29 protein-coding genes are annotated in these 24,558 nt (G+C 59.3%); 8 read left to right on the forward strand and 21 right to left on the reverse strand.

The window, feature by feature from the left end:
- Window positions 1-32 precede the first annotated feature (32 nt).
- Window positions 33-1,415 carry a leucyl aminopeptidase family protein gene (locus tag V8J84_RS02810; protein ID WP_339928081.1) on the forward strand — a complete coding sequence of 461 codons (1,383 nt, stop codon included), beginning with the start codon at window positions 33-35 and terminating at the stop codon, window positions 1,413-1,415.
- On the forward strand, window positions 1,412-2,236 hold the full coding sequence (locus V8J84_RS02815; protein ID WP_339928082.1) for a C40 family peptidase: 825 nt from the start codon (window positions 1,412-1,414) through the stop codon (window positions 2,234-2,236). The genes V8J84_RS02810 and V8J84_RS02815 overlap by 4 nt, the downstream gene beginning before the upstream one ends.
- Here the strand turns inward: V8J84_RS02815 and V8J84_RS02820 are convergent.
- The 4 genes from V8J84_RS02820 to V8J84_RS02835 all read right to left on the reverse strand — a co-directional run bounded on the left by V8J84_RS02820 (window position 2,233) and on the right by V8J84_RS02835 (window position 4,101).
- A complete protein-coding gene (locus V8J84_RS02820) occupies window positions 2,233-2,568 on the reverse strand; it encodes a DUF2794 domain-containing protein (RefSeq protein WP_339928083.1) in 336 nt (111 codons plus the stop codon). The genes V8J84_RS02815 and V8J84_RS02820 overlap by 4 nt on opposite strands.
- A 205-nt stretch (window positions 2,569-2,773) precedes the next feature.
- Complete coding sequence (locus tag V8J84_RS02825) at window positions 2,774-3,388, reverse strand: hypothetical protein (protein ID WP_339928084.1); 615 nt, start codon at window positions 3,386-3,388, stop codon at window positions 2,774-2,776.
- Window positions 3,389-3,538: 150 nt separating this feature from the next.
- Window positions 3,539-3,853: an I78 family peptidase inhibitor gene (locus V8J84_RS02830; RefSeq protein WP_339928085.1), complete on the reverse strand. Its 315-nt coding sequence runs from the start codon at window positions 3,851-3,853 to the stop codon at window positions 3,539-3,541.
- A complete protein-coding gene (locus tag V8J84_RS02835; protein ID WP_339928086.1) occupies window positions 3,844-4,101 on the reverse strand; it encodes an I78 family peptidase inhibitor in 258 nt (85 codons plus the stop codon). Before V8J84_RS02835 ends, V8J84_RS02830 begins: the two co-directional genes overlap by 10 nt.
- A gap of 102 nt (window positions 4,102-4,203) precedes the next feature.
- Here V8J84_RS02835 and V8J84_RS02840 point away from each other — a divergent pair, with 102 nt between their 5' ends.
- Together V8J84_RS02840 and V8J84_RS02845 are read left to right on the forward strand one after the other, a co-directional pair.
- Window positions 4,204-5,316, forward strand: coding sequence for an S-(hydroxymethyl)glutathione dehydrogenase/class III alcohol dehydrogenase (locus tag V8J84_RS02840; RefSeq protein ID WP_339928087.1), 1,113 nt, complete (start codon window positions 4,204-4,206; stop codon window positions 5,314-5,316).
- Window positions 5,317-6,405 (forward strand): serine hydrolase domain-containing protein, encoded by a 1,089-nt coding sequence (locus V8J84_RS02845; protein ID WP_339928088.1) that lies wholly within the window; start codon window positions 5,317-5,319, stop codon window positions 6,403-6,405. It abuts the gene before it with no gap.
- Here V8J84_RS02845 and V8J84_RS02850 read toward each other — a convergent pair.
- The 7 genes from V8J84_RS02850 to V8J84_RS02880 all read right to left on the reverse strand — a co-directional run bounded on the left by V8J84_RS02850 (window position 6,387) and on the right by V8J84_RS02880 (window position 12,235).
- Window positions 6,387-7,010, reverse strand: coding sequence for a TetR/AcrR family transcriptional regulator (locus tag V8J84_RS02850; protein ID WP_339928089.1), 624 nt, complete (start codon window positions 7,008-7,010; stop codon window positions 6,387-6,389). The two genes, V8J84_RS02845 and V8J84_RS02850, sit on opposite strands and share 19 nt — an antisense overlap.
- Window positions 7,011-7,083: 73 nt before the next feature.
- Window positions 7,084-7,662: a GNAT family N-acetyltransferase gene (locus V8J84_RS02855; RefSeq protein ID WP_339928090.1), complete on the reverse strand. Its 579-nt coding sequence runs from the start codon at window positions 7,660-7,662 to the stop codon at window positions 7,084-7,086.
- A complete protein-coding gene (locus V8J84_RS02860) occupies window positions 7,659-9,761 on the reverse strand; it encodes a molybdenum cofactor synthesis domain-containing protein (RefSeq protein ID WP_339928091.1) in 2,103 nt (700 codons plus the stop codon). The genes V8J84_RS02855 and V8J84_RS02860 overlap by 4 nt, the downstream gene beginning before the upstream one ends.
- Window positions 9,758-10,249 (reverse strand): molybdopterin-guanine dinucleotide biosynthesis protein B, encoded by a 492-nt coding sequence (gene mobB, locus V8J84_RS02865; protein ID WP_339928092.1) that lies wholly within the window; start codon window positions 10,247-10,249, stop codon window positions 9,758-9,760. Before mobB ends, V8J84_RS02860 begins: the two co-directional genes overlap by 4 nt.
- Window positions 10,246-10,830, reverse strand: a complete 585-nt coding sequence (mobA, locus tag V8J84_RS02870; RefSeq protein WP_339928093.1) for a molybdenum cofactor guanylyltransferase MobA — start codon at window positions 10,828-10,830, stop codon at window positions 10,246-10,248. The genes mobB and mobA overlap by 4 nt, the downstream gene beginning before the upstream one ends.
- A complete protein-coding gene (locus V8J84_RS02875) occupies window positions 10,827-11,354 on the reverse strand; it encodes a hypothetical protein (RefSeq protein WP_339928094.1) in 528 nt (175 codons plus the stop codon). The genes mobA and V8J84_RS02875 overlap by 4 nt, the downstream gene beginning before the upstream one ends.
- On the reverse strand, window positions 11,351-12,235 hold the full coding sequence (locus tag V8J84_RS02880) for a formate dehydrogenase accessory sulfurtransferase FdhD (protein WP_339928095.1): 885 nt from the start codon (window positions 12,233-12,235) through the stop codon (window positions 11,351-11,353). Before V8J84_RS02880 ends, V8J84_RS02875 begins: the two co-directional genes overlap by 4 nt.
- A 61-nt stretch (window positions 12,236-12,296) precedes the next feature.
- Between V8J84_RS02880 and V8J84_RS02885 the strand changes: the two genes are divergently transcribed.
- Both V8J84_RS02885 and V8J84_RS02890 read left to right on the forward strand, forming a co-directional pair.
- Window positions 12,297-13,001 carry an AzlC family ABC transporter permease gene (locus tag V8J84_RS02885; RefSeq protein ID WP_339928096.1) on the forward strand — a complete coding sequence of 235 codons (705 nt, stop codon included), beginning with the start codon at window positions 12,297-12,299 and terminating at the stop codon, window positions 12,999-13,001.
- Window positions 12,998-13,327, forward strand: coding sequence for an AzlD domain-containing protein (locus tag V8J84_RS02890; protein ID WP_339928097.1), 330 nt, complete (start codon window positions 12,998-13,000; stop codon window positions 13,325-13,327). The genes V8J84_RS02885 and V8J84_RS02890 overlap by 4 nt, the downstream gene beginning before the upstream one ends.
- Here the strand turns inward: V8J84_RS02890 and V8J84_RS02895 are convergent.
- From V8J84_RS02895 to V8J84_RS02910, 4 genes are read right to left on the reverse strand one after another with little or no spacing between them, the layout of a single operon-like run.
- Window positions 13,311-13,943, reverse strand: a complete 633-nt coding sequence (locus tag V8J84_RS02895) for a twin-arginine translocation signal domain-containing protein (protein WP_339928098.1) — start codon at window positions 13,941-13,943, stop codon at window positions 13,311-13,313. The two genes, V8J84_RS02890 and V8J84_RS02895, sit on opposite strands and share 17 nt — an antisense overlap.
- Window positions 13,943-14,077, reverse strand: coding sequence for an aa3-type cytochrome c oxidase subunit IV (locus tag V8J84_RS02900; RefSeq protein WP_339928099.1), 135 nt, complete (start codon window positions 14,075-14,077; stop codon window positions 13,943-13,945). The genes V8J84_RS02895 and V8J84_RS02900 overlap by 1 nt, the downstream gene beginning before the upstream one ends.
- A 41-nt stretch (window positions 14,078-14,118) precedes the next feature.
- Window positions 14,119-14,616, reverse strand: coding sequence for a DUF6173 family protein (locus V8J84_RS02905; RefSeq protein WP_339928100.1), 498 nt, complete (start codon window positions 14,614-14,616; stop codon window positions 14,119-14,121).
- On the reverse strand, window positions 14,613-15,074 hold the full coding sequence (locus V8J84_RS02910) for an Lrp/AsnC family transcriptional regulator (RefSeq protein WP_339928101.1): 462 nt from the start codon (window positions 15,072-15,074) through the stop codon (window positions 14,613-14,615). Before V8J84_RS02910 ends, V8J84_RS02905 begins: the two co-directional genes overlap by 4 nt.
- A 106-nt stretch (window positions 15,075-15,180) precedes the next feature.
- Here V8J84_RS02910 and V8J84_RS02915 point away from each other — a divergent pair, with 106 nt between their 5' ends.
- Window positions 15,181-15,420, forward strand: coding sequence for a DUF6356 family protein (locus V8J84_RS02915; protein WP_339928102.1), 240 nt, complete (start codon window positions 15,181-15,183; stop codon window positions 15,418-15,420).
- On the opposite strand, the gene V8J84_RS02920 is transcribed toward V8J84_RS02915, so the two are convergent.
- Window positions 15,417-16,451, reverse strand: coding sequence for an MBL fold metallo-hydrolase (locus tag V8J84_RS02920; RefSeq protein WP_339928103.1), 1,035 nt, complete (start codon window positions 16,449-16,451; stop codon window positions 15,417-15,419). The genes V8J84_RS02915 and V8J84_RS02920 overlap by 4 nt on opposite strands.
- 9 nt (window positions 16,452-16,460) lie before the next feature.
- On the reverse strand, window positions 16,461-18,164 hold the full coding sequence (locus V8J84_RS02925) for an acyl-CoA dehydrogenase (protein WP_339928104.1): 1,704 nt from the start codon (window positions 18,162-18,164) through the stop codon (window positions 16,461-16,463).
- A 117-nt stretch (window positions 18,165-18,281) separates the two neighbouring features.
- Here V8J84_RS02925 and V8J84_RS02930 point away from each other — a divergent pair, with 117 nt between their 5' ends.
- Window positions 18,282-19,232: an L-threonylcarbamoyladenylate synthase gene (locus V8J84_RS02930; RefSeq protein ID WP_339928105.1), complete on the forward strand. Its 951-nt coding sequence runs from the start codon at window positions 18,282-18,284 to the stop codon at window positions 19,230-19,232.
- Here V8J84_RS02930 and V8J84_RS02935 read toward each other — a convergent pair.
- The 4 genes from V8J84_RS02935 to ubiA form a co-directional block, all read right to left on the reverse strand.
- Complete coding sequence (locus tag V8J84_RS02935) at window positions 19,229-21,142, reverse strand: cation:proton antiporter domain-containing protein (RefSeq protein ID WP_339928106.1); 1,914 nt, start codon at window positions 21,140-21,142, stop codon at window positions 19,229-19,231. The genes V8J84_RS02930 and V8J84_RS02935 overlap by 4 nt on opposite strands.
- A gap of 162 nt (window positions 21,143-21,304) precedes the next feature.
- Window positions 21,305-21,631: a hypothetical protein gene (locus V8J84_RS02940; protein ID WP_339928107.1), complete on the reverse strand. Its 327-nt coding sequence runs from the start codon at window positions 21,629-21,631 to the stop codon at window positions 21,305-21,307.
- A 30-nt stretch (window positions 21,632-21,661) separates the two neighbouring features.
- Window positions 21,662-23,530: an OmpA family protein gene (locus V8J84_RS02945; protein WP_339928108.1), complete on the reverse strand. Its 1,869-nt coding sequence runs from the start codon at window positions 23,528-23,530 to the stop codon at window positions 21,662-21,664.
- A 61-nt stretch (window positions 23,531-23,591) separates the two neighbouring features.
- Entirely contained in the window at window positions 23,592-24,548 is a 957-nt protein-coding gene (ubiA, locus tag V8J84_RS02950; RefSeq protein WP_339928109.1) for a 4-hydroxybenzoate octaprenyltransferase, read from the reverse strand.
- Window positions 24,549-24,558: the final 10 nt, after the last annotated feature.

Consider the following 24,558-nt stretch of genomic DNA (forward strand, 5'->3'; position numbering starts at 1 on the left):
GCGTCGCAACTCCGTTGAAAGGAACCAATCTGATGGCGCTGAAATTTGCAGAACAGACCGACACCACCATCGCGCTGCACGTCGTGACGCCCGACACGCTTGAGGCTGATTTGGGTGATCTGGATGACAAGGCGCAAAGCTGGATCAGGGCGCAAGGGTTTCAGGCCGGTCTGGGTCAGGTTGTGACGGTGCCCGATGACGCAGGTGGCATCGCCATTGCATTGGCAGGATATGGCACCGCTGACGCGCGCAAACGCGGGCGTTTTCACCTTGCGATGGCTGCGGCAAAGCTGCCTGCCGGGACCTACCGGATTGCCGGTGGTTTGGACGCCGAGGAACTGGAAGAGGCTGCGCTGGGCTGGCTTTTGGCAAGCTACCGGTTTGATCGCTACAAGGCGGCAAGCGCGCAAAAGGCGCTGCTTGTCGCCCCTGACGGGATCGACGCCCGACGGCTGGAAACAATTGCCGATGGTGAGGCGCTGACACGCAACCTGATCAACACCCCTGCATCCGACATGGGCCCGCAAGAACTGGAAGACGCCGCACGCGATCTGGCGCAGCAGCATGGCGCGGCAATCTCGGTCATCTCCGGTGACGATCTTCTCGATCTGAACTACCCGATGATCCACACCGTTGGTCGGGCATCGCAGCGTGCGCCGCGCCTGATTGATATGACGTGGGGCGATAGCGGCCCGTTGTTGACGCTGGTGGGCAAAGGCGTGTGCTTTGATACTGGCGGCCTGAATATCAAACCCGGTGGCTCCATGGGGCTGATGAAAAAGGATATGGGCGGCGCGGCAACGGTGCTTGGCCTTGCACATATGATTATGGGGCTGAACGTGCCGCTGCGGCTTCGTATTCTGGTGCCTGCGGTTGAAAACAGCATCGATGGCAACGCTTTCCGCCCGCAAGACGTGCTGACCAGCCGCAAGGGGCTGACGGTCGAGATCAACAATACCGACGCCGAAGGGCGGCTGGTTCTGGCTGATGCGCTTGCCCTTGCTGATGAGGGAGAACCGGCCCTGATCATTTCGATGGCAACGCTGACAGGAGCCGCGCGTGTCGCCGTTGGACCGGACCTTGCCCCGTTTTATACTGACTATGACAGCCACGCCGCAGCCCTGACGACTGCCGCCGCTGACGTTGCTGATCCGGTCTGGCGGATGCCGTTTCACGATCCTTACGAAGGCATGATCGAACCTGATGTCGCTGATCTGGATAACGCGCCATCCGGTGGCATGGCCGGAAGCATTACCGCCGCGCTGTTCTTGCGGCGGTTTGTCGATAAAGCACCCTACATGCATTTTGACATTTACGGCTGGCAACCCAGTGCCAAGCCTGCACGACCCAAGGGGGGTGTCGGCATGGGCGCACGTGCGGTGCTTGCGGCCTTGCCGGACCTGCTTGACCTATGAGCGACAGGCGCCTGACCCCCGCAAACGGGCGCGTCGCGGCTTTGCATCTGCAAGGGCATGTGGCGGCTGACGCCTTTGTCGCAGGTGAAAAGTGCAATGTACAAACCGCCGTGGCTGATCTTTGCGCGTCGCCAAACGGGTCGCGCGACCGACAACTCCTGATGGGTGCTGCGGTGACGGTGTTTGAAGACCGCAACGGCTGGTCATTCCTGCAGACCGAGGCTGACGGCTATGTCGGTTATCTGCGCTCGGACGCGCTTGGCCCGCGCACGGTGCCATCGCATTTTGTCAGCACCCCGGCGACGCATGTCTATGAAAGCGAAGCCTTCAAATCGCGCGATCTGATGGTGCTTTCCTTTGGGTCAAAGCTGACCGTGACCGATGAACGGGCCAAGTTCTTTGAAACGCCTTACGGCTATGTTCCCAAGAAACACCTGCGACCATTAGAGAGGCCGTTTGCTGATCCCGTCACGATTGCGCAGCTATTCTTTGGCGTACCATATCTTTGGGGTGGCAATTCCGTGCGCGGCATCGATTGTTCGGGACTAGTGCAAGCGGCTTTGATGAGCTGCGGCATCTACTGCCCCGCCGACAGCGATATGCAACGGGCCGAAACAGGCGCGTTGCTGGACGATGGTGCCCGCCTTGCCCGTGGCGATCTGATGTTCTGGAAGGGCCATGTCGGGATGATGGTGGATGAGGATGTGATGATCCACGCAAACGCCCATCACATGGCCGTGGTTTATGAGCCGATCAAGGACGCAATCATCAGGATCAAGGCACAGGGCGACGGGGACGTGCTGGCGCGCAAGCGGCTTTAATCGACCGACCGGATCAGTTTGCGTTCCAGGACCCGCAAAACCTGCCGGAGATCGTTACCCCGTTTAAGGATTTGCCCGTCCATCCCGATCACGGCGTATTGCCCTTGCCGCAAGCGCAGCTTCGGGCGTTTTTCAATGCGGTAAAGCGGATTTTCGGCAGCACGCCGGAAGACGGAAAAAACCGCAACATCGCGCAGGCTGCTGATCCCGTAGTCCCGCCATTCACCCGCGGCCACCATCCGGCCATAGACCGAAAGGATCGGGCCAAGTTCGGTGCGGTGAAAATGGACCTGCTCGGGCAAGCCAAAAGCGCTGGGGGGCGTGTTCAACATATGACTAGAGTTGCGCTTATCCGCGCGCAAATCAAGGGGACGCCCAAAAAACGGTGCTGCCGCGAAACGACCATGCGGGACCCCAATTCATGCCATATTCGGGGGGCAAGCAGGTGTCATAGCAAAACGTGCTACTCCGGCGTTGCGATTTTTAGCCCCCACCCAGTTCGCAACGTCGGAGGACTTTTGCTAACACAAGATTGGCCTAGTCCGGCTGGGTCTCCCCCTCAGGCAGAAGAAAGAACCGCCCTGCACGCAGGGAGTTTGATGTGTGGTGCCCCGTGATAACGCCGCCTACATTGCCTGCAATTGCGCTCTCGGACAGGTCCCGCACTCTGTAAGTCTGGCCATATGGAGATAGGATAAAGCGTGATGTGCCAACGGTGTCTTGACCGAATGCACCGGTCGCGGCACCGTCTATACGCATATCGACAGTGCGTTGCCGCCCGTCGTCGCGACCGCTCACAACCATCTGACCATTCTCAATATCGAGCCGCTCCAGAGGTGTATCGCCGCGAAAGACGTTCAGGTTTGTGACGGTCCCTGTTATGTTGTTGTTGGCAGTGTAGTCGGTAAAATCAATGATAATTTCCATATCACCCAACATGCGCAGTGACGGATCATCGGGCTTGGACAGCGGGAAATATAGCTCACCGGTATAGGTGGCCTGCAAGCTTGGGCCTACGTACGGAACTGTTATACTGCCGCCCATGATGCGTGTGACAAAGGGCTGGTGTGATGTCAGGTCCGCTGCCGTCAATGTGGCCGCTAATGTGCGGGCGGGTGGCGGTGTTCCGGGGTCCATGTCCATCATTTGCATCGCGCCAGAAGACCCGGACCCGCCGCACGATGCGAGCGCAAAAAATGCACATATTGCTAAAATAGAACGCATAAATAACCTCATTCGTACAAGGATGATGAGGTTACGGCGCTCTGAATGTTCCGTCAATCTGTGGAGATCCGACCCGTATCAGCCGCACGAAAGCGATGTGATCGTGCCTGCTGTGCCAACGTCGAAATTAAGACGCTCTGGCTTGTAGTCTTGTGTCACAATGCTTCCCGGACGGATCACGCGGACCTCGCGCAGGATCAGGATGCGTTCAAGCGCGGTGGCGTCCTGCCCGATCAGCACCGCGTATTGTTCGGCGTCGCAGGTGTCATCAAGACCGGTTGGATAAAATCCGGCGACAGGCGCGTTCGGGCGTTGCCCGCCCACATTGCTGACGGGTGTCGTGGTGCAGGCCGTGACGGCAAGCAGGCCGATCGCTGAAAGGGTTAACCGCATGATATCCTCGTGATCAGACCGGCTTCATCAACAAAGAAATTCAGGCGGTCAGGCTGAAAATCCAGGGTCACGGCGTCATCAGGCCCGATCACACGATCATTCAAATCGGCAGGCAGCGTGACAGCCGCCAGATTTGCGCCAACCAACGCGGCGTAATCATCTTTGCCGCAGGTGTCAGGTGCCGTGCCGCCGGGGGTCACGGCGGGCGCACAGGCAGACAGCAATAGAACGATCAGGGCGTTTCTCATGGCGCGACAGAATCAGGTTTTCACGTTTGTGGCAACTGCTGTGGGCTTGAACTTGTGGCGTGTTTGGCAGAACGTCGAACCGAAATTGGAAGGAGACTGCCCATGCGCACCCGTGCCGCCGTGGCCCTTGAGGCCGGAAAACCGCTTGAAATCATGGAGGTGGAGCTTGATGGCCCCCGTAAAGGCGAGGTGCTGGTCGAGATAAAGGCCACCGGCCTGTGCCACACAGATGAGTTCACCCGCTCTGGCGACGATCCAGAAGGCATCTTCCCCGCGATCCTTGGTCACGAAGGGGCAGGCGTTGTGATCGAGGTGGGCGAGGGTGTGACATCGCTTGAGGTGGGGGATCACGTGATCCCGCTTTACACGCCGGAATGTCGCGAGTGTGAATACTGTCTGAACCCGAAAACCAACCTCTGCCAGAAGGTGCGTGCGACCCAAGGCCAAGGCCTGCTGCCTGATGGCTCGACCCGCTTTTCCATGCTCGATGGCACGCCGATCCATCACTACATGGGGTGTTCGACCTTCGCGAACCACACGGTTGTTCCTGAAATTGCGCTTGCCAAGGTCCGCAAGGACGCGCCGTTTGACAAGATCTGCTACATCGGGTGCGGCGTGACGACAGGCATCGGTGCCGTCATCAACACCGCCAAGGTCGAAATCGGATCAAAGGGCATCGTCTTTGGTCTGGGCGGTATTGGTCTGAACGTCATTCAGGGCTTGCGGCTGGCGGGTGCCGATCAGATCGTTGGCGTTGATCTGAACGACGGCAAACGCGAAATGGCCGAGCATTTTGGTATGACCGATTTTGTGAACCCGTCCGAGGTTGAAGGTGATTTGGTCGCGCATCTGGTCGAATTGACGGGCGGTGGCGCGGACTACACGTTTGATGCCACCGGCAATGTCCAGGTCATGCGCACCGCGCTTGAAGCCGCGCACAAGGGCTGGGGTGAAAGCATCATCATCGGTGTGGCCCCCGCCGGCGCCGAGATCAGCACACGCCCTTTCCAGCTTGTGACAGGGCGCAGTTGGCGCGGCACGGCCTTTGGCGGCGCATCGGGGCGCACAGACGTGCCAAAGATCGTGGATTGGTACATGGATGGTAAGATCGAGATCGACCCGATGATCACACACAAGCTGACGCTCGACGAGATCAATCACGGGTTTGACCTGATGCACGAAGGCAAGTCGATCCGCGCGGTTGTGGAATTCTGATTGCCGCGCGCACCGCTAGATGACCTGACCCGGTCCCTGACGCAAAGGGGGGCCGGGTCATTTGCTTTTGCTGGCATCGCGCTGTGCCATCAGGGGCAGCAGAGCTGTCATATCGCAACGGGCACTTCGATTGATGCAAACCGACACACGCATTTTCGGGCCGCGTCGGTGTCAAAGATCGTCACTGGCGCGGCATTTAGGATCGCGGCCAAACGTGCAGGTATCGCATCACCCTATGACGTCTCGGCGCAGGGGTATTTGGGATTTGATCTGCGGCATCCTAGCTTTCCTGACGATCAGATCACATTGTGGATGCTGCTGACGCACACATCAGGTTTGTCCGACGATGGCGGGTATCAATTTGCAAACGGTCTGGCTGCAGACTGGACGCAAAGTGACCGGTTTGGCCCGCACCGCCCCGGCACCTATTTCTCATATTCCAATCTTGGCTACATCCTGATCGCCGCCTGCGTAGAGAACATGACTGGCGAGCGGTTTGACACATTTGCGTCAGAACACGTGCTGCGCCCGCACGGGATCGCGGGTGGGTTCAATTGGTCGGGTGTGCCTGCCGCCGCGCGCATTGCCGCCTTGCCGACCTACCGACGCGCCGATCAAAAATTTGTGCCGCAGATTGATGATGCGATCCCGCATTACGGCGTGATGAACCCCTATGGGGGTGTCTTGAACGAAGGCGCGTATCGCTTGTCCAACGATACCGCACAGGTTTCGCCGCAAGGTGGTCTGCGCCTGTCGCTTGATGGCATGCTGCGCCTTGGCCGGACAATCGGTGGCTCTTCGCCGCTTTGGCGACAATCAGACGGGGCGGGCGACTATCTGGACGGCGTGTTCCAGCACTACGGCGCGGGGCTTCAGATTTTCGACAGTCCCGACTTCTATCCGCGTCCATTGGTCGGCCATTTTGGAAATGCTTACGGATTTAATGGTGGCGTCTGGTATGATGTGCAGGCCGATGCGGCATTTGCTTATGCGCTGAACGGTCTGCCAATGGACGACGAAAGCGACAGTTTCTCAGATGCAGAACGCGCGATCTTTCACGTTATCGACGATCAGGTGCGCACCGCGTAGCGCGCCATGAACATGTCCACCGCACCTATGACAACGCGGTCTTTTTCCGCCTTGCTGAACGTGCTGGCCATGCTGAACACCATGCGCGGGAAAATATCGGCCTTGCACAATTCAGCAAACTGGTCAGCCGCAAGTGGAACATCATCCACTGCCAGCACGCCCTTCGTCACGCCCTCCGAGATGAAGGCCACAAGGCGGTCGTGCACCAGCTTTGGTCCGCTTTCATAAAACTCGCGACCCAACTGCGGGAACCGGTCGCTTTCGCCCACACAAATACGGAACATGCGCTGGCCAAACGGCGACGTGATAAAGTCCAGCAGCTGCGTCGCCATATCGGTCAGCGCATCGCGGATCGGCGTATCTGGCGCGATACCGTCCATCGCCATTTCCGCCTGCCGGTTACATTCGTGGCGCGCCACTTCCATGAACAAAAGCTTTTTGTCGGGGAAGTAGCTGTAAAGCGTGGCCTTGGACACTTGCGCGGCTTTCGCAATGTCATCCACGCTGGCCCCTTCAAACCCGTCGGCCATAAAAACATCGCGGGCGCCTTTGAGCACCTGATCGAATTTACGTCCGCGTTTGACCTGAGAAGAGCCGTCGGGCATTCAAAATCCTAGCCAGAATGAGGCCCCTTTATAAACTATTTAGTTCAGTTTTCACAAGCTGAAATCGGGCGGCCTACAGCTTGCGCACCATGGTCGTGGCCGCATCAAACCCGAACACGTGACGCAGCATGCCAAGTCTGGCGGTATGGGTCGCGACAAAGCCTTCGCGTTCATAAAGCGCACGGGCGCGGGGGTTGGTGCTGATGACATCCAGCCGGATATGGTGAAAGCCCCGCTTGCGGGCCTCGTCATAGATTGCGTGCAAGAGGGCCGTGCCAACGCCGCGCCCGCGTGCCTCCGGCGCTACGAAAATACCATCCATCAAAAACCGGACGTTTTCTGTGTCCCGTTCAAGCAGGCTGAGCAATGCGGCGCGCCACGTGGCACCAAAGACACCGTAGATCGCCCGCAAATCGGCAAATCCGCCACCAACCAGCGCACCACGGTAGGTCTTGAATCCAACCACGCCCATCAAGCGTCCGGCATCGTCGATCGCGCAAATTCCATGTGTCGGGTCCAGAACGCGGGTCACAAATGCTGTGGCTTTTTGCTGTGGGCCCAGCGGCACGCGCAGCTTCGGACCAAACGCCAGCCAGTATAGGTCAACCGCGCGGGCGCGATGAGCCTCGGGGATGCCCGCAATTATTTTCAAAGACCGAAACTTGCAAAAGGCACAAATGTCACAAGGTCGCCCTTGTTCACCGTTACCGCATGATCGGGAAGCACGACCAAGCCTGTGGCCCAGCTTAGGCCCGAGACGCGCCCTGACCCTTCAGAGGCGAAAACCTCGACCACACCATCGGTGATGCGCGCGCGCAGATATTCGCGGCGACCGTCCTTTTTTGCCTTTGTAAATCCGGCAGGCACGGCAAACTCTTGTGGATTAAGCCAGTTGCCACCTGCTAACACCGAAAGGGCAGGACGCGCGAAAACCAAGGCGCAAACCTGTGCCGCCACAGGATTGCCGGGAAGGCCAAACACAGGTGTGCCCTGCCAAAGCCCCAGCGCCAACGGTCGGCCCGGTTTGATCGCCATCCGCCACAACGCGAAACTGCCTGTGCCTTGCAGCAACGCTGAGATGTGATCCTCGTCACCGGCAGACGCGCCGCCGGACGTAAGAATGGCATCACACTGCACACTGGCGTCATCTAGGATGGGCCTCAGGGCGTCCTGATTGTCGGGTGCCTTGCCCAGATCAACCACCTCGTATCCCCACGCGGCGACTGTCGCGCACAGCATTGGGCGGTTGGCGTCAAAAATCTGGTCTGCCGTTGCGGTATCGCCTGCTGTCACCAGCTCATCGCCAGTGGACAGCACGCCGACACGCAATGGTTTATAAACTGTCACGCGACCAACGCCTGTTGCGGCGACCTTGGCGAGATCGGCAGGTGTCAAGCGGTGTCTGGCAGACAGCACTGTCTGACCCGCCTGCATATCTTCGCCAGCCTTGCGCGCGTTCGCGCCTTGTTTCAGGGGTCCGTGAAAGGCAACTTGCCGCCCGTCTGTTGTGACGTCTTCTTGCAGGATCACGGTGTCGGCGCCTGCGGGCAGGCTTGCGCCTGTTAGGATGCGGACTGCATGACCTTCTGGCACCGTGCCGTCGTAGGGTTGTCCCGCAGCCGCCCGACCTGTGACTAACGGCAGTTGGTGCGGCCCTGCCGGTTTGGCCCCCGCAAAGGCATAGCCATCAACCGCCGCATTTGGTGCAGGGGGGTGCGACCGTGCGGCGATCACTGGTGCAGCAAGGATACGCCCCGCCGCCTGATCCAGCGCAACGTCCGTGACACCGCAAACCGGCTTCAGATGTGTGCGCAGATGATCAAGTGCGTCGTCCACCGGTGTCCAATAGGCACCTTGCGGCATCGCAAAACAATCGTTGCGCAGCGGCGGCGGCTTCAGCTGCTGACTGGCCCTGCTTTCTAGCAAAGCCTCGTGGCCAAGCCCCAGAACCCAGCCTTCCTCGGTCGCGGGCACGTCAAGCAAGGCTTGCCAATCATCAGGCGTCAAATTTGCAAAGGTCTGTGCAAACAACGCAGTCTGCTCGGCATCCTTGATGGCACCCTCCGTCATGCGGGCGGCAAGAGCATTTGGCATCAGGGAAAAGTAGGTTTCGACCAAAGTGATTGGCGCGTCCGCCTTTTGAAACGGCCAGACGCATAGGTCCGTGCCAAAGCGGTTTCTCAGCCGTGCCAGCGTCGGCAATCCCATGATGACTTGCCCACCAACCGCGCCCGCGCCAGACAACTGCCACGGCGAAAACGCCCCCTTGGCGGCCGCATCGGTGGCGCGCTTTTCCGGCAGATCACGAAACGTGCGTGCCGTGCCCTTGCGCGGGAGGTGCGGAATATCGCGGGCCAGCGCATTTCCCCAAAACGGGCCGATACCGCCAAACTGTTGGTTGATCTGGCCCGCCAGATCAAAACGGTTGTTCGATTTCGCTCCATCCTCCACGCTCTCGGCAAACCAGTCCCAGACGGCAAACGGGTCGTCAGTTCCCGTCAACGCGCGGGCAAATCCGGCGGGATAGGCAAAGCACAGATCAAAGGCGACAAGCGCGCTCCGACCTGCTGCAACTTCGGTCGCCACGGTGTCGGTGAGCCATTCTTCTGCATGCTGACGATTCCGATGATATTGCGGTTGCTTAGCTGCGCTATCACGCGCGACGCAGGTCCAGATTGCATCAGCTTTGGGACTTGCCCCGCGATCATTGCCGCCCGACCAGTCCACCGTGATTATCGTGTCAAAGCTCACAATCCAACCTCGGTCAGGATAAAATCGGCAATGGCGGTGGTGTTATTCAGATCAAAGACCGGACGATCAATGGTGAGCGGTGTATCCGACGCCACGGCCCGAATGGTTGGGTCATCAGGCGCGATCAGGGGGTGGCCTGCCGCGGCGCGATGGGCTTCAATCTTCGGATGTGCGTCACGCTTCCAACCCTCGATCAGGATCAGATCCACCGGCGACATCCGGTCTAGCAAATCGACAAGGGGCGGTTCGGCGGTGTCGCGCAGTTCGGTCATCATCGCCCAGCGTTTTGCCGATGATAGCACAACCTGATGCGCACCGGCAGCACGGTGACGAAAGCTGTCTTTGCCGGGTTGGTCGACGTCAAAAACATGGTGGGCGTGTTTCAGGGTCGACACCGAAAATCCGCGCTGCGTGATGTCCGCAACAAGCCTTTCCATCAATCCGGTTTTTCCGGCGTTTTTGTAACCTGCGATCCCGAAGACTTTCATAACATGCCCTGCGCCGCTGCCAGATCGTCAGGTGTGTTCACGTTGAAAAACGCCGTGTCGTCGGGAAATTCTGCCATGCGCGCGTCATGGCGCGATGTCCATTGGACGACCTTGCGCAGACCGCCCTCCAATGCGGTGCGCAAGTCATCTCGAAGCGCCACAGGCCATAGTCCGAATGTTGGCTGCCGCCCCGATGGAGACGCGGCCAGCGCCATTCCAGTTGCGCTCTCTTCGGCGGCTAGCAGCAACATCGGCACCAGATCGCAGGGGAAGAACGGTGTGTCGGCCGCGGCTGTCACGATATGCGTGGCGTCGCGGCTTGCGGCATAGTCAAGCCCCGCAAGAACACCTGACAACGGCCCTGCAAAACCATCAATTGTGTCGGCAATGACAGGCAGGCCCAGATCAAAGCGACTTGGATCACCATTGGCATTCAGCGCGATGTGATCGACCTGCGGATCAAGGCGCGCAATGACGTGATCGATGATTGTCGTATCGCCAAGGCGCAGCAAACCCTTGTCCCCGCCGCCCATGCGCGTGGCCTGCCCACCTGCCAGAATGATGCCAATGGGCTGCTTCATCGCGCCGCCTCAAACCAGCGGGTTACATCGCCAAAAACCGTGTCGGGATCATCAAGCGCGGTCAGCGGAATGGGCAGCACGATGCCGGACACCACGACGGTGATGCTTTTCTTGGATCGGGTCACGGCCTCCACGTCCTTCCATCCGGTGAACCAGCGGCTGTGCGGCGTGATGAGCGACATCCCCAGCGCCGTCAGCTCGACAGTCGAGGTCCGATTGAACCGTGATTGCGCGCTGATCGCCGCCAGCGTTTTGTAGCCGTGCCGTTGCAGCCAGAGAAAGAACCCGCCAAGCACCAGAACGAACAATGGCATCGCGGTGATGACTGTTTGGCGGGTGTCATCTGTCAAAAAGACGAAGCTCATCGCAATCACGCCAAGCGGGGCGAAGAACACCAACGCGATCATCTGCACGGTAAAAGACCACCACTGCCAACCTTTGATGATCTCGCGCCCGCCACTGACCATCGCATCAAGCGACGTGGCCGTATCAAGCTGGAACGTGGCTGTGTGTGTGGTGGTCATGCGGTGGCCCCTTTGCGCCCGCTTTTGCGCGGTTCATCGGCGACGGTTGCTGGATCAGCATCACGGATCAGGCGGCTTTCGCCAGCCAGACAGACAAACCGCTGCCCCTTCATCCGACCGATCAGCGTGAGGCCGACCTGCTGGGCAATCTCGACACCCCACGCAGTAAAGCCGGACCGCGAAGCCAGCGTCGGGATTCCCATCAGCGCGGTTTTGATCACCATCTCGGAGGTCAGCCTGCCAGTGGTGTAAAGCACCTTATCGTCAGCGCTGATGCCTTCGGACAACATCCAGCCCGCAATTTTATCGACGGCGTTATGGCGGCCGACATCCTCCATATAGACCAGCGGGCGGTTGCCCTGACACAGCACCGTCCCGTGGATTGCGCCCGCTTCAAGATAAAGCGACGGGGTCCGGCTGATGGTTGCGGCCAGCGCATAAAGGTCGGATGTGCGCACAGGGGTGGCTGGAAGCTGCACATCGGCCAACCCGTCCATCATGTCGCCAAAGACGGTGCCAACGGCGCATCCGCTGGTGCGGGTTTTCTTTTGCAGCTTTGCCTCGTGATCGGTTTCGACGGCGGTGCGGACCACGACGACCTCAAGATCGTCATCGTAGTCAACCGACGTGACCGTATCAGCATCGCTAAGCATGCCCTGATTGCGCAAGAACCCCAGCGCCAGATATTCCGGATAGTCGCCGATGGTCATCGCGGTGACAATCTCGCGGGCATTGAGATAGATCGTCAGGGGGCGTTCTTCGACCACTGTCAGGTCAATCGCAGCGCCGGTTTGATCCGTGCCGCTGACAGCACGGGTCAGCCGCTGCACACCGGGTTGTGGCGCGATCAGATAGCCGGATGTGTCGTCAAGACGGGCCAATTGTCATTCCTTGGTCGCAGGGATAGGAGTTGGGCAAGCTGAGACAAACTAGGCCGAAACCATGCCCCCTGCCACCGTGAAATCCGCCTACCTTGCAGGCATACGCGACGGTGCGCCTTTTATCTTTATGGTGGTGCCCTTTGCGCTGTTGTTCGGCGTTGTCGCAACCGAAGCGGGCCTAACGATCGGGCAGGTCATGGGCTTTACCGTTCTGGTCATTGCAGGCGCGTCGCAGTTTGCTGCCTTGCAAATGATTGTCGAACAAGCGGGGATCATACTGATCTTGCTGGCAGCCTTGGCGGTGAACCTGCGCATGGCAATGTATTCGGCCTCGCTTGTGCCGTATCTGGGTGCTGCGCCGCTGTGGCAACGAGCGTTTGCTGCGTATTTTCTGTTCGATCAGCCCTATATCGTCAGCATCGCCAAGTTCGAGATCGCGCAAATGACGGTGCGCGAACGGATGGCCTATTATTTTGGCACCGCGACCCCGATTACGCCGTTCTGGATTTCAATGAGCTATGTGGGCGCGTTGCTTGGTGCATCTTTCCCGCCCGAGTACGCGCTTGATTTTGCCTTGCCGATTGCATTCATCGCAATGGTTGCCCCGATGATGCGGACGTTGGCGCATGTGATGGCAGCCTTTACGTCCGTTATTGTCAGTCTCGCGCTGGTATCGCTGCCATCCGGTTTTGGCCTGTTGATCGCGGCAGTGTGCGCCATGGTGGCGGGTGTCATCGTCGAAATCTGGCAGGAGAAGCGCGCATGACCGATGCACAAATCTGGACTGTCATTCTGCTTTTGGGTGCTGGCACCTACTTGATCCGGTTCTCGTTTCTGGGGCTGATCGGTAATCGTCCGATGCCGGAGATCGTTTTGCGGTTTCTGCGCTATACGCCGGTGGCAGTGCTGCCCGGTATGGTCGCCCCGCTGGTGCTTTGGCCCGCAGCCACGAATGGCGACCCTGATCCGGCACGTCTGATGGCGGCATTGGTTACGGTGCTGGTCGGGCTGTGGCGCAAGAACGTGCTGCTTGCCATTCTGGCAGGCGGTGTCACGCTGGCGATTGGGTTGTTTGCTACCGGGCAGGTGTAGCTGCGGCCTGCCTGCGGGCTTCGACTGAAAGATCCGGATCGTCTTCGCGCAGTTCACGTTGCTGCACACCCGGCAAGCGGGCAAAATCATCGGCCAGATTGTTGGGGAACCATGTTGTGCTGATGCTTTCAAAGCCGGGCAGGCGACCGATTAGCGCTGACGTCTCGCGCGTGCAGTTCATCCGTGCAACAGGCCCGTTCGCCAAGGCGAGTTGCAAAGCCTGTTCTGCCGTCGCGGCGGGAACTTCGACTTTCTGGCTGATGACGTAATAGGTCTCGCGGGCATGATAGCTTTCATACACGCCTTCAAGATAGGGCGTGAAGCCGAACAGCACATCGTCGCGCTCGGGGATCGAGGGGTGGCCGAATGACCCTGCCGGATCGAACAGAACGCGCTGGCTTGCGTCGATCAAAAGTGCGGTATGCGCGCCATTGCCGGAGCTGACGTTCTTCACAGTGATCAGGGTGAGTGAGCGCGGGCCAGAGGTGCGATGGACCACGCGGTCAATCGCCTCCTGCGGCGCGCGCACAGAAACACCGCCGGAACAGGCCGCAAGCGCCAACGGGGCGCCCGCCAAAAAGCCGCGCCGCGATATCGAAGCGGCGCGCATCGTCATTAAGCGCCGATCAGAGCCAACAGGATCAGGAACGCGATGATGATAATCGTCCCGCGTGTCGTGAACTTGATAAAGCCGTCGAAGGTGGCTTTTTGTGTTTCAATATCCATTTCGCCGTGCTTGTGGTCGGACATGGGTTTTCCCTCTAGATAGCGTTTGTCGCGTCCTAGCTGATTCAGACTGGCGTGTCACCTGTCTGTGACGCCGCAGGTGTGTCTCTTTCCAGTGCTTCGCCCAATTTGAAACCGATCCGTGTCGGCGCATCCTGATCCATCTGCTTAGGGCTGGCGGTAAGCATGACGTTCATCTGGCTGACGTGCTGGATCAGCTGGGTTTTCATGCCGGCGCCGTTCACGCCGTAGAATGTCACAATATCGGGGTCGTAATAGCCAAGCCCCTCGATTTTGATGACACCGGCATCGCCGCCGGTGAAACCAAGACCAACCTCGTGATCGTTATCGAGCTGCTTTTCGAAGTTCTGGATATAAAGAATGATCCGTTCATAGGCCCATTGCGCTGGACTTTTGCCAGCGGACGCTTCTTTCAGTGCAGGCGGCAATGGGGCCTTGTCTGCGGCTTGGGCCTGCGGGTCGGTATGCACCTCGCAAATGCCTGGCAGCACAGCATTTTCGGCAAGCTCTGCCGAGGTGTCGATCTGGTTGTTTTCGATCATAGAGGTACCGCCGTCGTTTCCTTAATCTCTTCCATAACGAAGCTGGCGGAAATATCCGATACAGAAATCCGTGATGTCAGCCGTTTATAGAATGCGTCATAGGCCGGAACATCGGCCACCCGCACGCGCAAGACATAGTCCAGATCGCCGGTCATGCGATAGGCGCCGACGACTTCCGGCAAACTGCGCAGCGTGGTCTGGAATTTCTGCATCCAGTCGGCGTCATGCGCGTTGGTGCGGATCAGGACCATGGCGGTCAGCGGACAACCCACGAGTGCGGGATCGACCAGCGCGACGCGCTTTGTGATGATACCTGCGTCCTGCATCAGTTTGATCCGCCGCCAGCAGGCATTGCGAGACAGGCTTACCCTGTCACTCACCTCGTCAGTTGAGAGCGACGCATCATTTTGCAGAAGCTGCAAGATTTTGCGGTCTATTTCGTCGATCAGATGGGCCATACTTGGGACCATGTCCCAATATAGATTAATTTGACAGCTAATTTTGGGATCAAAGCAGTCAATCCTGCGGATAGTCTGATGGCAACTCAGCCATAGGGATCACAAAATGTCAGACACCACCCCAAATACCACATCGCGTAATCCGGTGAAGGCGCTGTTCACCGATCACCCTGCGACTGTGAACGAAACCTACTTTGGGCATATGCGCTTTGCGCTGACATTTGCGTTCTGGTTGATTGTTGCAGGACTGGCCGCGATGGTGCACGCGATCCTGCCGTTTTTGTGCGATACAACAGCCAGCAGCATTCTCAAGCGGTTGACCGCAAAGATGAATGCCCGCCACTAGGCCGTAATAGTCTGCCAGCGATAGCTTCCATCGTCCGTCACTGTGCGTGACGCGCGGCCCGTCTGATGCAGATGGTTTAGGTGCGCGACCGCCTCGACAAAGGCCAGCCCGTATTCACCGCGCCCGATCTTGCGTTTGAACAACGGGACAAAGCAGTCGCCAGCACTGCGCGGCACGGTCAGATGCTCTTCCAGCCGTCGCAGGGCGCTATGATGGTTTTCGATCATTTGCTCCAGCCGCAGCGGCAGACCCGTGAACGGGACCTTATGCCCACCCAGCACAAGTTGGTCATCACGGGCATGGGGCTGAAAACTTTCGCAGGCGCTGATCCAGTCCTGAACAGGGTCTGCGTCCGGCTCTGTCGGGTAAACGCCCAGATTGGCGCTTATCGACGGGAGAAGCTGATCCCCGCCAATGACGAGATTGTCGTCTCGGCTCCAGAAGGTGGCATGTTCGGGGGCGTGGCCGTTGCCCATGCGAATGTCCCACGTGCGCCCGCCAATGCGGATCGTGTCGCCCTGGCGCAAACGCGTGAAACCCAGCGGTAAAGGTGCGACGCAATCCGCAAAATTGAACGGCCTTTCATCGCTGCGCTTGGCCAGTTCATCCGCGTCCATCCCGTTGCGGGTGTAAAACGCGATTGTTTCGGGCGTGTAAGCAGGTTGATCGTCCAGCGTCAGCATGCGGGCCATCAGCCATCCGGTACGCGGCATCAAAAGCTCTGCCCCTTTGGCGATGAACCAGCCCGCCAGCCCGACATGATCAGGATGGTGGTGGGTAACAATCACTCGCGCCACCGGCTTACCGCCAAGCGGGCCTGATAGCAGGTCCTCCCAAATGGCGCGGGACAGTTTCGACGCAAAACCGGTGTCGATGACTGTCCAGCTATCGCCGTCGTCCAGCGCATAGACGTTCACATGATCCAGCGCCATGGGCAGCGGCAAGCGCATCCACATGACACCGGGCGCAACTTCGATGGCCTCACCACGCGCGGGCGGCACCTCGAACGGGTAACGAATTCCTGCGGTCATAAGCTGGGGTTACGCCGCCAGCTCATCGTTGGTGATCGACATCAGGTTGTCGGCCCCCGTGCGCACCTCGGCCAGCAGGCCGGCGTGTTCAGGCAGCAGGCGGTTGATGTAGAACGTGGCCAGTTTGCCGCGCGCCTCATCACCAGACATGGCCGCTTGCAGATGCGCGTGACCGCCCAGAACCCGTGCGAAGGCCCGCAGATAGGCGACTGCACCGGCAAAGCGCTGGGTCAGGTCCTTTTGCGCGGCAAGCCATTCGGTTGTCTCGCGCAGGGATTCCGCGGCGTTCCACACGGCTGTTGCCATATCGCCGTGGGTGGCTTTGGCGGCTTCCGCACCGTCCTGAATTTCCTCGATCAGGGATTGGGCAATCTCGCCGCCGTCCATCATTTTGCGGGCAACAAGGTCCATCGCCTGAATGCCGTTGGTCCCTTCGTAAATAGCAGTCACGCGGACATCGCGGGAATACTGCGCCGCACCCGTTTCTTCGACAAAGCCCATGCCGCCGTGAATTTGAACGCCCGTTGACGCAACCGCGATGCCGGTATCAGTGCCGAACGCCTTGCAGATCGGGGTCAGGAACGCGGCGCGGGCTTTCCATGATGCATCGCCCGTCGCGGTTGCCATATCGATGGCCACGGCATTCATCAGAGCAATGGCGCGGGCGGCAAAAATGTCGGCCTTCATGCCTGCCAGCATCCGGCGCACATCGGCGTGTTCGATGATGGCGCCCGTGCCGGGCGCCTTGCCCTGCTTGCGGTCCATCGCGTAGCCAAGCGCGTGCTGGTAGGCACCGTCAGCCGCGCCGATCCCCTGCACGCCCACACCCAGACGCGCGTTGTTCATCATCGTGAACATCGCTGCCATGCCGCCGTTTTCAGGGCCGACCATCCAGCCTTTTGCGCCAGAATATTCCATCACCGCGGTCGGTGATCCGTGCAGACCCAGCTTGTGCTCCAGCGATACGACACGCAGGTCGTTACGCTCGCCCGGGTTGCCATCGGCATCGGGGATCAGCTTGGGCACCATAAAGAGGCTAATGCCTTTGGTCCCTGCAACCGCCTCTGGCAGACGGGCCAGCACAAGGTGGCAGACGTTTTCCGTAAAGTCGTTGTCGGCCCACGAGATGTAGATCTTCTGGCCCGTGATCGCGTAAGAGCCGTCACCGTTCGGCTCTGCCTTCGTGCGCAGTGCACCCACGTCCGACCCCGCCTGCGGCTCTGTCAGGTTCATCGTGCCGCACCATTCGCCAGAGATCAGCTTGGGGAGGTATGTTTCCTTGATCTCGTCGCTTGCGTGATGCTCCAATGCTTCGATCTGGCCTTGGGACATCAGCGGGTTCAGTTGCAGCGACAGGCATGCCGCCGACATCATTTCGTTCACCGCAGTCGTCAGTGTCATCGGCAGACCCATGCCGCCGTTTTCAGGCGATGCGGACATGCCGATCCAGCCGCCTTCGGCAATCGCCTTGTAGCCGTCACCAAAACCGGGCGACGTGCGCACGACGCCGTTTTCCAGTGTTGCGGGGTGCAGATCGCCGTTGCGTTGCAGCGGGGCCAGCACCTCTTCGGACATCTTTGCGGCTTCGGTCAGGATCGCGTCGACCATGTCCGGCGTGGCCTCGGAAAAGGTGTCGGTCGCAGCCACATCGGAAAAACCAACGATGTGATCCATCAAAAAGCGGAAATCAGCGACGGGGGCGCGATATGGCATGGGGATGCTCCTGCGATTGTGTGGCGGCTTGGCAATGGGTCGGGCCGCGGGTATGGGTCTGAAATTCAACTTCAAACCTATCTGACCCCAACCGTCCATCAACCGAAACGCCACGTCATGAGCCGCAACCGCACCCTACGTCTGACGACAAGCCATGCCGATCTGGGGCGTGCTGCTGATATTTTGGGCGACGGTGGTTTGGTCGCATTCCCGACCGAGACTGTTTACGGGCTGGGCGCTGATGCGCGTAATGATACGGCTGTTGCAAGTATTTACGCCGCAAAAGGCCGCCCAAGTTTCAACCCGCTGATCGTGCATGTGGCCGATATCGATGCCGCGCGGGCGTTATGCGTATTTGACGATACCGCAGAGCGGTTGGCTGCCGTGTTCTGGCCAGGGGCGTTGACGCTGGTTCTGCCCTTGCGTGCGCAATCGGGGCTGTCGAAACTTGTCACGGCCGGGCTGGACACGGTTGCGGTGCGGATGCCCGATCATCCGGTGGGGCAGGCATTGTTGCGTGCTTTTGGCGGTCCGGTTGCCGCCCCCTCTGCCAACCCGTCAGGCCGGATCAGCCCCACGACAGCAGCCCATGTGTTGTCCGGGCTGGATGGTATGATCGATGGCGTTGTTGATGGTGGCCCATGTGATACGGGTCTGGAATCAACGATTGTGCGCTGTGGAGATGAACCAGCTTTGTTGCGGGCAGGTGGCGTTCCGCTTGAAGCGATTGAGGCTTGCTTGGGCGAAGCACTGGCCACCCAGCTGCACGCGCAAAAACCGCAAGCCCCCGGTCAGCTGGCCTCCCACTATGCGCCGCAGGGGCGCGTGCGCTTGGATGTGACAACGCCAGAGCAGGGCGAAACGCTTCTGGGGTTCGGTTCCGTTGAGGCCGCACTGAACCTGTCGCCAAGCGGTGACCTGACTGAAGCCGCAGCACGATTGTTCGATTGCCTGCACCAGCTTGATGCGATGGGGGCTGCGGCCATCGCTGTGTCCCCGATCCCCGATCACGGATTGGGCCGTGCGATCAATGACAGATTGCGGCGGGCGGCAGCGCCAAGGGACTAGTCCTTGGCGTCTTGCATGATCTTGCTCATCCGGCTTTTCAGATCGTCTTCCCAGACATCAACCATTTCACGCACTTTGCTCATGTAGGCTTCGTTTTCCGTGGCGGCGATATCCGTCGAATAGTGTTCGGCCAGGTCCAGCATGGCTTTGCCGTCCAGATCGTTGAACGCATCCACCATGCGCTGGGCCTGATCGCGTGGATTGCCAAGCGCCTCAAGCGCGCTGCGCCCCATGCGAAGGGAACTGTCATAGTAATCGCGGATGATGTCACGACATCCAGCGGCCCACAGATCATAAACGTGATTTCGATCTACTGCGCGCGCCACCACATGCACATCGGGGTAGGTGTGCAGCACGTATTTCACCAGATCGGTAATCTGGTCTTTGCCGTCGATAGCGATGACCAGCATTTTCGCCTCATCCATGCCCGCCGAATGCAGCATATCAGGGCGTGTCGCGTCGCCGTAGTAGGCCCGCACGCCGAACTTTTCGAGCATCTCAAGCTGTTTTGCGCTGAAGTCGATGACGGTGGGGGCGTGGCCCGCGCCTTTTAGTATCCGGCTGACCAGCCCGCCAACGCGCCCGTGTCCGGCAATGATGATTTGGCTTTGCTCGTCAATGGTATCCATCGGACGGTCGTCATCGGCGTTGAAGCGCGGTGCAATAACGCGATCAAACAGGATGAAAAGCGCAGGTGTGAGCAGCATAGACAGCGCTACGACCAGCAAAAGCTGATCTGCCAATGCGGTGGGGATCACGTTTGATGCCACAGTGAAGGACAACAGCACAAAGCCAAATTCACCAGCTTGCGCCAGACCCAATGTAAACAGCCACCGGTCCGCCCCGGTAATGTTGAAACACAGCGCCAGAACGTAAAGGATCGCAGCTTTCAGTGCTATCAACCCCAGCGTCAGGGCAACGATCAACAGCAGATTATCGAACAACAGGGCAAAGTTGATCCCCGCGCCGACGGTCATAAAAAATAGCCCCAACAAAAGCCCCTTGAACGGGTCGATGTCTGACTCTAGCTCGTGCCGGTAGGCGCTGTTGGCCAGCACAACACCGGCGACAAAGGTGCCAAGCGCGGGCGACAGACCTACCAGAGACATCAAAAGCGCGATGCCGATGACTATCATCAGCGCGGTAGCGGTAAACAGCTCGCGGAGGTTTGCAGCCGCGATGAAGCGGAAGATCGGGCCGATTAGAAAGTTGCCGCCAAGCACGACAGCGGCAATAGCGGCAAGTGTGACAAGCGCGGTTTGCCAGCCGCTTAGCCCGTCAACAAGGCTCATGCTTTCGCCGTGCTCATCGCCGCCATGATCATCATTGCTGTGGCTCTCCGCGCCATGCCCGTCCGCCGCTTGCGCAGCAGTATCGGCCACATCGCCCACAATCTCTGGCATGGCCAAAAGCGGGATGAGGGCCAGCATCGGGATCACGGCGATATCTTGCGTCAGCAGGACCGAGAACGCCGATTGCCCGCCGTCGGATTTCATCAATCCCTTTTCATTCAGAGTTTGCAGGACGATGGCTGTTGACGACAACGCAAGGACAAGTCCGATAGCAAGCGCCACCGTCCACTCCAGCCCGAACAAAAGGGCAATGCCCATCACGGCAAGCGTGGTGACAACAACCTGTCCACCGCCAAGGCCCAGCAACTTGGCACGCATCGACCACAGCAGTTTCGGTTCAAGTTCCAGCCCGACCAGAAACAGCATCATCACCACGCCAAATTCGGCGAAATGCTGGATCGACACCACGTCAACGCCCAGCACCGACAGGATCGGACTGATCGCGATGCCCGCGATCAGATACCCAAGGACAGACCCCAACCCCAATCGCGTGGCGATCGGCACGGCGATGACACCGGCGATTAGAAAGATAAAAGAAAGAAGTAGAAATCCGGTCATATCACAAGGTCCCATGGCCGCAGCAGCCGATGCATCATCCCGCAATCACATGGCGTTGCAAGGGGCAGGGAGATGTGACGCAAGCTAAGGGCGTTTGGAACGGGCAAATGCCGGATAATTCAGCAGCCGAATGGGATACGTCGGAGTGAGAACCGCGCAGGTCTAACCGACGTTTTGACGGTCGATATGCGCGCGCAACTCTTCCGCCTCGCGGCGGGCTTCGCGCAGGCCATCCATGGCGGCGCGTAGTTCCGCTTCGGTTTGGGACAGTTGGTTGGTGATCTCGGCCTCGCGCTGCTGAAGATATGTGATCGCCTGATCGCGGGTTTCTTCCGCCTCGTGCAGGGCCTGCGCCATTTTATCAAGCTCGCCGATTTCGGCTTTGGTCACGCGGGTAAAGCGATTGACCAGCCAGCTTGCAAACCATCCCAGCACAAACGCCACAAAGAGGATAATCGCGGTGGCGATGATAAATTCGGTTCTGTTCACGTCACTGTCCTGCTGATCTTTGTGCGCACACTAGTCTTCTGCGGCTTCTTGTTCAATTTGTTCCAGCGCCGTTGGCTCTTCGACGGTCGGTTCAGGCACAATCAGGCTGAACTCGATCCGGCGGTTTGCCTCGCGGCCATCGGCGGTTTCGTTGTCGGCAATCGGATCGGCTTCACCAAAGCCGACCGCCTCGAATGTGCCGACAGGCACACGCCGCACCCGCAAGGCGTCAAGCACTGCCTGCGCGCGATCGCGTGACAGTTGCTGGTTCATCTCTTCGCGGCCCTGACTGTCGGTATAGCCTGCAATCTGGATGCGCAGGTTCGCGCAGAGTTTCAAAATCTCGGCGATATCATCGATAATCGGCTGGGTTTCGGCGGTCAGCGTGGTCGAGCCGGGATCAAAGGTGATCTTGCGGCTTTCGGTGACAGTGCTGATCTGTGCCACGCATTCTTCGGGGGTGGGCAGGCCTGCGACCGGATCAAGCTGTTTGACATAGGTGACGTCGATATCAAATTCTGCAGCCTCGCCCAGCTTTTCGATCAAAAGGCGCGAAATATCGGCGCGGGCATTCTCATTGCCTGTGTTGCCACGGATCGCAATCTGGTCGGGCTGCACGATAACCGACCCGTTGGACAGTTCCGACAGCGCCTCGATCCCGGCAAGCACGCGCACCGGCCAGCCGGCAGGCAGACCATCAACAACACGCGTGCCCATGGTCAGGTCATCGCGGCCAAATTTGGCCAAGGCAAAGTTTTCGGCTGTTTGGTTCACCAGATCGCTTGGCACGCGCCCGCGCAATTGCACGGCGCCCTCAGGGCTGCGGGTCGCGGTGAAGGTGGGCGGACCTTCGGACGTAGCATCGGGTGCTTTTGGCAGATCTGACGCTAGCGCAAAAACATCTGGCAGCGCATTTTCCAGACCGCCTACAACATCGTCAAAGGTGCCTTGCGGCGTGCCTTCCAGCGCGACCAAGGCCACATCGGTATCCGCGATTGTCACGGTGCCGCCGCCCAGATCACCGACGGCTTTGATGGCCAGCGCCACAGCGTCACCCCAAGTGCGCGATGGCACGCCAAGCGCTGCGGTGCAATTCGCGTCACCGGTAAAACCAGCGGCTTGCGCCGCGGCTGTGATTTTGGCCTCCGCTTCGTCGCTGTTCACGGCACAGGCGTCAAAGCGTGCGCCGTCTGCATCCAGCGTGAAGCGTGTGGTGAATGGAGAGATCACGGGACGTGGTGCAGTAATATTCAGCGCCACATTCACCCCATCGGGCTGATTGCGTGTGAGCGCTACTTCTAGCTGCCGCTTCTGCGCCTCGCTGTCCGAGATCGCATCGACCGACACACGATTTGCCGTGACCGAGATTTTCGAGCGAGGCAATTGTTCCAGCGCGCGCAAAGCGTAGGTCATTGCAGGTCGCCACGTCGCCGGTGTCGGATAGTCGGCCTGTTCAAGCAAATCGGCCACCGACTGCCCGTCGGCGATATCGGTGATCCGATCGGCCAGTGCCTCCCGATCTGACGTTGCGGGGATCAGGCCGATCAAGGACACGCCGCTGTCGTTGCGCAGAATTTCGATGGCAAATTCCGGCGGCGCGATGGCGTCCGATTCGGCCACCACCATGTTGTCGATGACGCGGCTGGCATCCACCACACGGCCCGCTGCCGAAATCGCGCGAAAGGCTGCCGCTTCTGTCGGCGCTTCGCCCTCAAGGATCACTTGCAGGCCGTCGCTGAGAACGGATGTCCACTCAATCCCTTGATCTATAAGGACTTCGCGCACGCCAATGACAGAGCGTTCTTCGATGAAAACGGCTGTGGCGCGCGCCCCGATCACCGAGAGAATCCCGGCAAGTGCAAAAACGGCAAATCGGAGGAAGAGGGCAGAGAGGCGCATGTGCGTCCAGATCTTTAGGGACAGTTGCCCCCTGCATAGGGGCAGTTGCGGGGCGGTTCAATCACACGAGCAGCGCCACGGCAAAAAACGGCAGGGGGATCAGGCCCGCATCGCGGTTCGACCGAAAGAGCTTCAGCAACCCGGCATCGTCATCAGGATCAAAGCGGGTCAACTGCCACCACAGGTGCACACCCATCGCCCATGGGCCCGCCAGCGCGATGACCAGCGACAGGAATGACCGCTCCACACCTACGATGATGACCGCCGTTGTCATCAGGATGATGGTCGCTGTGAGAAAGCGGCGCAGCCACGCTGCCGATTGATCGCCAAACAGACGGGCTGTTGATTTGACGCCGATCAAAGCGTCGTCTTCGGTATCCTGATGGGCGTAGATCGTGTCGTAAAACAGGGTCCACGCGATGCCTGACAGATAAAGAATGACAGCAGGCAGGGCGAGGCCGTTGGTATGTGCAGCCCACGCAAGCAGCGCGCCCCAGTTGAAGGCCAAACCCAGAAAAACCTGCGGCCACCATGTAAAGCGTTTTGCAAAAGGGTAGATCGCCACAGGAATAAGCGCGATGACGCCCAGCCAGATCGCGGTGTCGTAAAACGTGAGCAGAATTGCAAACGAGATCAGGGCTTGCGCGATCATCCAGACAACCGCGCCGCGCACGCTGACCTGCCCCGATGGTATGGGGCGCGAACGAGTTCGGGCCACACGGCCATCAAAATCGCGATCTGTGATGTCATTCCATGTGCAGCCCGCGCCACGCATCAGGAACGCACCGGCACCGCAGCCGATGATGGTCCACAGATCATGCGTGGAGTAGCGCCCGTTCGACAGAATCGCCAGCATCAGCCCCCACATACAAGGCAGGAACAAAAGCCATGTGCCAATCGGTCGGTCGGCCCGGGACAGGCGCAGAAAGGGGCGCGTAACGGGGGGGGCTTTGGTATCAACCCAATTGCCCGCGCTGTCGGCGACAACTCCCTCTGGCGTCTGGTTCGTGCCGGTCATATGGTCCGCC

Source organism: Yoonia sp. 208BN28-4, assembly GCF_037543925.1.
GTDB lineage: Bacteria > Pseudomonadota > Alphaproteobacteria > Rhodobacterales > Rhodobacteraceae > Yoonia.